Origin of the sequence: uncultured Acetatifactor sp. (assembly GCF_948601915.1) — a bacterium.
GTDB lineage: Bacteria > Bacillota > Clostridia > Lachnospirales > Lachnospiraceae > Acetatifactor.
The window spans coordinates 20,818-27,292 of the sequence record NZ_CAPDXS010000064.1 but is presented as its reverse complement, the minus strand read 5'-3'; the positions used below and the strand labels follow the sequence as shown (position 1 = coordinate 27,292).

The 6,475-nt window shown below is 52.1% G+C and carries 4 protein-coding genes, 1 other RNA gene and 1 pseudogene; 4 read left to right on the top strand and 2 right to left on the bottom strand.

All coding sequences use genetic code 11. The features are described 5' to 3' along the window. Positions 1-163 precede the first annotated feature (163 nt). Together Q2B33_RS12425 and Q2B33_RS24535 are read right to left on the bottom strand one after the other, a co-directional pair. Entirely contained in the window at positions 164-1,492 is a 1,329-nt protein-coding gene (locus Q2B33_RS12425; RefSeq protein WP_300567976.1) for an ATP-binding protein, read from the bottom strand. Positions 1,493-1,638: 146 nt separating this feature from the next. Next, positions 1,639-1,899, bottom strand: a complete 261-nt coding sequence (locus Q2B33_RS24535; RefSeq protein ID WP_300568075.1) for a helix-turn-helix transcriptional regulator — start codon at positions 1,897-1,899, stop codon at positions 1,639-1,641. A 191-nt stretch (positions 1,900-2,090) separates the two neighbouring features. On the opposite strand from Q2B33_RS24535, the pseudogene Q2B33_RS24230 reads away from it, so the two are divergent. The 4 genes and pseudogenes from Q2B33_RS24230 (at position 2,091) to Q2B33_RS12395 (ending at position 6,458) form a co-directional block, all read left to right on the top strand. Then, positions 2,091-3,181, top strand: a pseudogene (locus tag Q2B33_RS24230) (ATP-binding protein). A gap of 167 nt (positions 3,182-3,348) precedes the next feature. After that, positions 3,349-3,545, top strand: a non-coding RNA gene (gene ssrS / locus Q2B33_RS12405) — 6S RNA. A gap of 87 nt (positions 3,546-3,632) precedes the next feature. Beyond that, on the top strand, positions 3,633-5,618 hold the full coding sequence (locus Q2B33_RS12400; RefSeq protein ID WP_300567986.1) for a SpoIID/LytB domain-containing protein: 1,986 nt from the start codon (positions 3,633-3,635) through the stop codon (positions 5,616-5,618). A 9-nt stretch (positions 5,619-5,627) separates the two neighbouring features. Further along, positions 5,628-6,458: a YihY/virulence factor BrkB family protein gene (locus tag Q2B33_RS12395; RefSeq protein ID WP_296476331.1), complete on the top strand. Its 831-nt coding sequence runs from the start codon at positions 5,628-5,630 to the stop codon at positions 6,456-6,458. Positions 6,459-6,475: the final 17 nt, after the last annotated feature.

Sequence of the window (6,475 nt, the reverse complement as noted above, 5' to 3'; positions counted from 1 at the left end):
ATGCAGTCCGGTTTCACGGCAAGTGAAATCGTTAAGCAGTATAAATTGACGGTAAACTCCAGTCACCCGCAGACCCTGCGGGTGGCGGACGGAAAGTAAGAAAGACCGCTGCACAGGCGTTAGGTACGCTGGTGCGGCGGTCTTTTTGGAAAAGGAGATGCCCCTATAAAAAGGGTAGCATATAAATGGGCAGACAGATAATGTCCTCCTCTTTTCTGAAATCTTTTGTATAGACCAGATAGCGTTCCAGGATTCGGTCTGAATACTTCGCTGTGAACGCGTCCAGCGAGGCATGGGTTCTATAGCCTGAGGATTTCAGTTCCAGGGGGCAGATTTTATTCTTCCGGGCCAGGAGGAAATCGATTTCGTAGTTGTGCTTTGTCTTTTCGTTCAAAAAGGTATAATAATAAAGCTCGTTTCCGCTGGCGGCCAGAATCTGGGCTGCCATATTTTCATAGAGATATCCCAGATTGACGCTGAGCGTATCGCTCAGCAGCTTTTCGTAGATGCTGTTTTCCGTGAAATCCCGGTCTTTGAACATAAGCGAGGTAAAAAGCCCCGTGTCCGCAAGATACATTTTGAAACGCCGCAGATCCCGGGTCGTGGCCATCCCGGCATTGGGATCGTTGGTATGGTAAGAGACCAGAACGGTTCTGGAATCCTTCATCTCGGAAATAAGTTCCAGAATCGTATCGGCACGCTCATGCTCCAGGACAGTGGAAACCTGGTAACGGGACGCGTTTCGGGAAAGCTGCGACGGTATGGAATCGAACAAAAGAGAGATTCTTCCAGTAGGATCTATTTTCCGGAAGTCATCTTCATAAAGGGCCAGGATATCTCTTTTCACCTGATCCACCTTTCTGAAATTATTGGTTTCGATATATTCTGCTACAGCCTGGGGCATTCCGCCTACGAGCATATACAGGCGGAAATTCCGCATCAGCTTTCGGTTAAGCTGGTCGCCGAGAGGTTTTTTCAGAGCGAAGGCTTTCTGCAGCAGCCCTGCAGTGGTATCGTCGCCGGTTGCCCATAGGAACTCTTCGTAATCCATGGGGTACATGTTGATTTTGCGCTCTTCGCTTGGAATCAGGATATCTTTCACGTTCCGCCGTATGGAAATCAGGGAGCCGGTTTCTATATAATCATAGCGGTGGTCCCGGACGAGAGCTTTGACAGCCTGTCTGGCGGATGGGCAGAACTGTACCTCGTCAAAGACGATTAGGGAATTCCGTTCATGCAGATCGGTTTTATACTGTAGCTGCAGCTGGAGGAACAGATAATCCAAATCCGATAAATCCGAAAACAGCTCTCTGATTCCGGCGGGAGCGGTGGAGAAGTCGATAAGGATATAGCTTTTGTATTCTCTTTTGGCGAACTCCTCCACGATGGTGGATTTGCCGACCCGTCTGGGACCTTCTATAAGCAGGGCGGTCTTACCGTCGGATTCGGCTTTCCATGTGGACAGTTTGCCGTATATTTTTCTTTTATACATGATACATCTCCTTTCCGGCGGGTCTTCGACTCAATTCCCGTTATTTTTTTAAGGCCAATTTCCTGCACTACCGTTATTTTTGATTTCCTATTTTACCACACTACCGTTAACTTTCAGGTAGAATCCGCTATTTGTCTCTTTGTTCCTTAATTCAGGCTCTTTATCAGAAGCTCAAGGGGATTGCGCTTTAGTCCATCGCGGAGGTCATGCGCTGACTGGAGGGTTTTGCTTTTAACGAGACGGAGGTAGTACAGGTCAGCGTGGCAGATTGCGCAGGAGGAACAGATTACCTTCACATATTTATCAGCCAATGGCCGATTTCCGCTTTCAATCATGGAGTATGCGGTCTGGGTAATCCCTAAGTACTTTGCGAAGTCGGTCTGATTGAGCCCCAGCGCCTTGCGTATCTCTTTAAGCGATGGATCATAGAAATACCTCCCAGTGATATTGTAATATCACTTTATCACAAAAAATATTTGCAGACAAGCATTAAAATATCCAGGTATGGGGATGTACCTGCATCATTTTTCAGATTGGCTTTCAAGTTCGGAAATAAAAGTTCTTTTAACACTTTCTAAAGAATTAGCGAAAGCTAATAATGCGATTATTTCATCATCAGGCTTTTTTGCAAAGTCCAGGAAGCCGTCAAGACAGGCTTCGTAGAAGCCGGTGCGGCGGGAATCCTGAAAAGCATATCAGAAGCAGGGGGCTTCTGGGTACTGGGAGAGCGCGGGGATATACGAAATCCCCGGAGGAGTATGTCCGTGAGAACAAGAAGCTCGTCACAGGAAAGGAGGGAAAAGAGCGGGTTTCCGTGGCGGCAATCCTACTGCTCGGCAAAAACCCGCAGCAATTCTTCCCGCGTGCTTTTATCCGTTACGATGGCACAGAGGCAAAGGTCGGCAAGGATATGAACGTGGTCAAAGATGTGATTTTTGAAGGCCGTATTCTTGAACAGGTGGAGAAAGCGGTTGATTTTATCAAAATCCAAATGAAAGAAAAGACATTCCTTGGACATGATGGCATCTTTGTCACAGAGGCAGAATACAGCGAGTTTGTACGTACCGAGATTGTAGTTAATGCAGCTACGCACCGAGACTATGGAATCAAGGGGACGGATATCCAGATTAAGATGTTTGATGACAGGCTGGAAGTAGACAGTCCCGGCACTTTCGCCGGAATGGTAAGAAAAGAAAACATTCGCTATACGCATTTTCCCGAAATCCGAAGATTGCAGCTTTCCTGAAGGACTATGGATACGTGAAGGAATACGGCGAAGGTGTTGACCGCATGTGCAGGGAGCTTGGAGCTGCTGGTCTGCCTGGTCCGGTGTTCGACAACAGCAGTTTCATTCTGAAAACGATTGTGATGAGCGCGTCGTTTGCTGCGAAAACGACTGTAAGTGCGTCGGTTCCATCCGAAAATGCGTCGATTCACGAAAAGGATGCATTGATAGAATTGCTGCATAGGAGGAAGGATGAGGGGATTGTGTCTCGTAAAGATGCGGCAGATGCGGTGTTGGTGATTGAAAATACCGATATCATGCAGGTCATCACCACGAAAGAAATAATGAAGACGCTTTCTAGCCGGACAACGAAGGCCAGAATGGTTCTGAAGATGATGGAGACGCAGGGCCTGATCAAAGCCATTCAGGGCAAAGGCAGATATATTTTGAATGTATCAGAGTAATCGGGCCAGGGCTGCTTGGCCATGAAACCAGTGCCTGCGGGCGAAAAAGGGCCTGTAGGAAATATGCCCGTGAACATCCGTGTCGAACATTGTTGAATCTGTGATTATTTTTCAAGATTTTGGTTAAAAAATTAGTTGTATTCCACAGAGCTTTTTGATATAATAAGTACAGCCTGAGATGTGCGATAACTTCTGCTTATTTTGAACCTACATTACTTTAAACGGGATTCCTATATCGCCAGGTGGCTGTCAAGCCCTCACTTGCGTAAGCATGGATTGGAAGGGAAGGCAAAAGCGCTGGCTGCGGTCACCCACCTAGCATTGCTAGGAGTCAGAGAGCAGGGGGCGGCATTTTGGGCCTTTGATACAGAAGAAGAGGGCAGTCCTTCCGGGGCTGCTCTTTTGAGCGCATATTACTCCGGAGGGAGTCCGGGGGACAGGAGAGGGATGCTTGGATAACTGGAATAAGAAGGGAAGGAAATGGTTCAAAGGAGCTTCGCTGGATAAGTCCCAGCGGATGCAGCTGAAAGCGTTTATCTGTCTGCTGGGGCTGCTCCTTCTGGCAATCCTGCTGCTGGGCAGGCTGCTCCTGGCGCTGATACATAGAGGAGAGGAGCCGCCGGTGCCGAGCCCCCAGCCCCATGTGCCAGTGGTGGAGACCTTCGCCAATGTATGGATTATGGAGGCGGACGAGGAGGGGCTGACGGTATTCCGGGACGGCGCGCGGGAGCGATATCCCTGGGGGGATCCGGAGGATGGGGAGACCGTCTGGCCGGACCTGTCCGTGCGCGAGCAGGTGGCGGACATGACGGTGACGGACGGCAGCGTCACAGCGGTCAGCGCCTGGACGGAGAAGATCAACGGCAGGATTCTCCGGACAGACGGGGAGAGGATCGAGGTGGAGGGCTACGGCTGGCTGCCCCTGGCGGAGGACCATAAGGGCTACCGCCTGTACGATACCCTGGAGATGTGCACCGTAAATGACTTGTATTTCGGATATGATTTTACGGATTTCTGTATGGAGGGCGGCGAGGTCTGCGGCATCCTCATGGCGAAGGAGGCGGCTATGGAATACATCCGCGTGCTGTTAAAGACTTCGGATTACGGGGGAATCTTCCACGACCAGGTAGTGTTGACCTGCGATACGGACTACACGGTGGTCTATGGCCCCTATGACGGGAGGCAGAGCGAGAAGCATCAGGCCTGGGAGGAGCTGACGTTCGATAGCGGCAGCGGCTATTTCACGGCGGACCGCATACAGATTGTCCCGGATGTGCTCACGGGGAAGATTGTCCTGAAAAACTGCAATCGCGTCCAGGGAGTGCCCTCCTATAAGGGGCAGTTGGAACTGCTGCGGACAGAGGAGGGGATCGTGGCGATCAACCAGGTGCTGCTGGAGGAGTATCTCTACAGCGTAGTGCCCAGCGAGATGCCGGCGGACTATCCGGCGGAGGCGCTGAACGCCCAGGCCATCTGCGCCAGGACATATGCCTACGGCCGGATGGAGCATGCGGGCTATCCCCAGTACGGGGCCCATGTGGACGACAGCACCTCCTACCAGGTGTACAACAATGTGGGTGAGCAGGAGGGTTCCACCACCGCCGTGAAGGAGACCTACGGGAAGCTTCTGTTCACGGAAGGAGGCGGCCTGGCGGAGACCTTCTACTATTCCACCTCCTGCGGCGCGGGCAGCGACGCGAATGTGTGGAAGACGGAGGCCGCGCCTACGCTGACCTATCTGAAGGCCAGACCCCTGAACCGCAGGGCCATGACGGAGGCCGTGGCGGCCATGGCATCCGGAAGCCCAGTGGGGGAGGCGGACTTTGGGGAGAGGATGCGGGACGAGGACACCTTTGCGGCGTTCATATCCGGCCGGAACGAGGATGACTTTGAGGCGGCGGAAGGGTGGTATCGGTGGAGCTGTCAGGTGGAGGCGCTGGATAAGGACGGCATGCTGCAGCGGCTGCAGCAGAGGTACGCTGCCAACAGCCGGCTTGTCCTGACCTGGAAGGACGGGGAGTACGTGAGCCAGGCCATCGACAGCCTGGGCGACATCACGGACATATACATAGAGAAGCGGGGCAGCGGAGGCGTTGCCGACGAACTTGTGATAGAGGCCGGCAGCCAGAAGATAAAGGTCATTTCCGAAAACTATATCCGGTATGTGCTGAATGACGCCGCGGCTGCGGTAATCCTGCAGGACGGCAGCGAGATGGCGGGCATGAGTCTGCTTCCCAGCGCATATTTTATCATAATGACTAGCAAAGAGGGTCAAAATGTGGTAGGATATACCTTGACGGGCGGCGGGTTCGGCCATGGCGTGGGGATGAGCCAGAACGGAGCCAGGAGCATGGCGGGAAGCGGGTACTCCGCGGAGGAGATCCTCCTCTATTTTTATGACAGGTGTACGATTCGGAATATATATGAAAACGAGTAGGAGTGTGCGATGTGCCGTAACCTTATTGTGATTCTGGTGGATTTCTCAAATAAGATGAAAAAGCAGAACATCAGCACGTTCGCCGCCAGCACGGCCTTTTTCTTCTTCCTGTCCATCGTGCCCATGCTGATCATGATATGCACGATCATCCCATACACCCCTCTGACGGAGGAGAATCTGGTGGAGGCGGTGACGGATCTGACGCCGGATCAGGTGGACGGGCTGGCGGAGAGCCTGATATCGGATATCTATGACAAATCGGCGGGGGTGCTGTCCGTCGCCCTGATCGCCACCATATGGTCGGCGTCCAAGGGAGTCATGGCGCTGATGCGGGGGCTGAACGCCATCAACGGCGTGGAGGAGAAGCGGAATTATTTCGTGGTGCGTGTGATAGCGTCCTTTTATACGGTGGTGATGCTGATCGTGGTCATATTGTCCCTGTTCCTCATGGTGTTCGGCGACCAGTTGGTGACATTGACCCTGCACCGTTTCCCGCAGCTTCAGCAGCTGGTCTCCTTTATCATGAATTTCAGGTTCATTTTCGTGTGGGCGGTGCTGTCGGTGCTGTTCGCGGCGGTGTACGCCTATGTGCCGGACAAGAAGCTGGAATTTCGGGAGCAGATACCGGGGGCGGTCTTCTCCGCGGTGGTATGGAGCGTGTTCTCCTGGGCTTTTTCCTACTATGTGACCTATGGCAATACCTATGGAATCTACGGCAGCCTTTCCATTATCATCATCGTGCTGCTGTGGATGTATTTCTGCATGTATATCATCATGATAGGCGCTTATCTGAACCGGTATTTCCAGCCGGTGAACAGGGCGCTTCTTGATACGAAATAAATAGATATCATAACGAA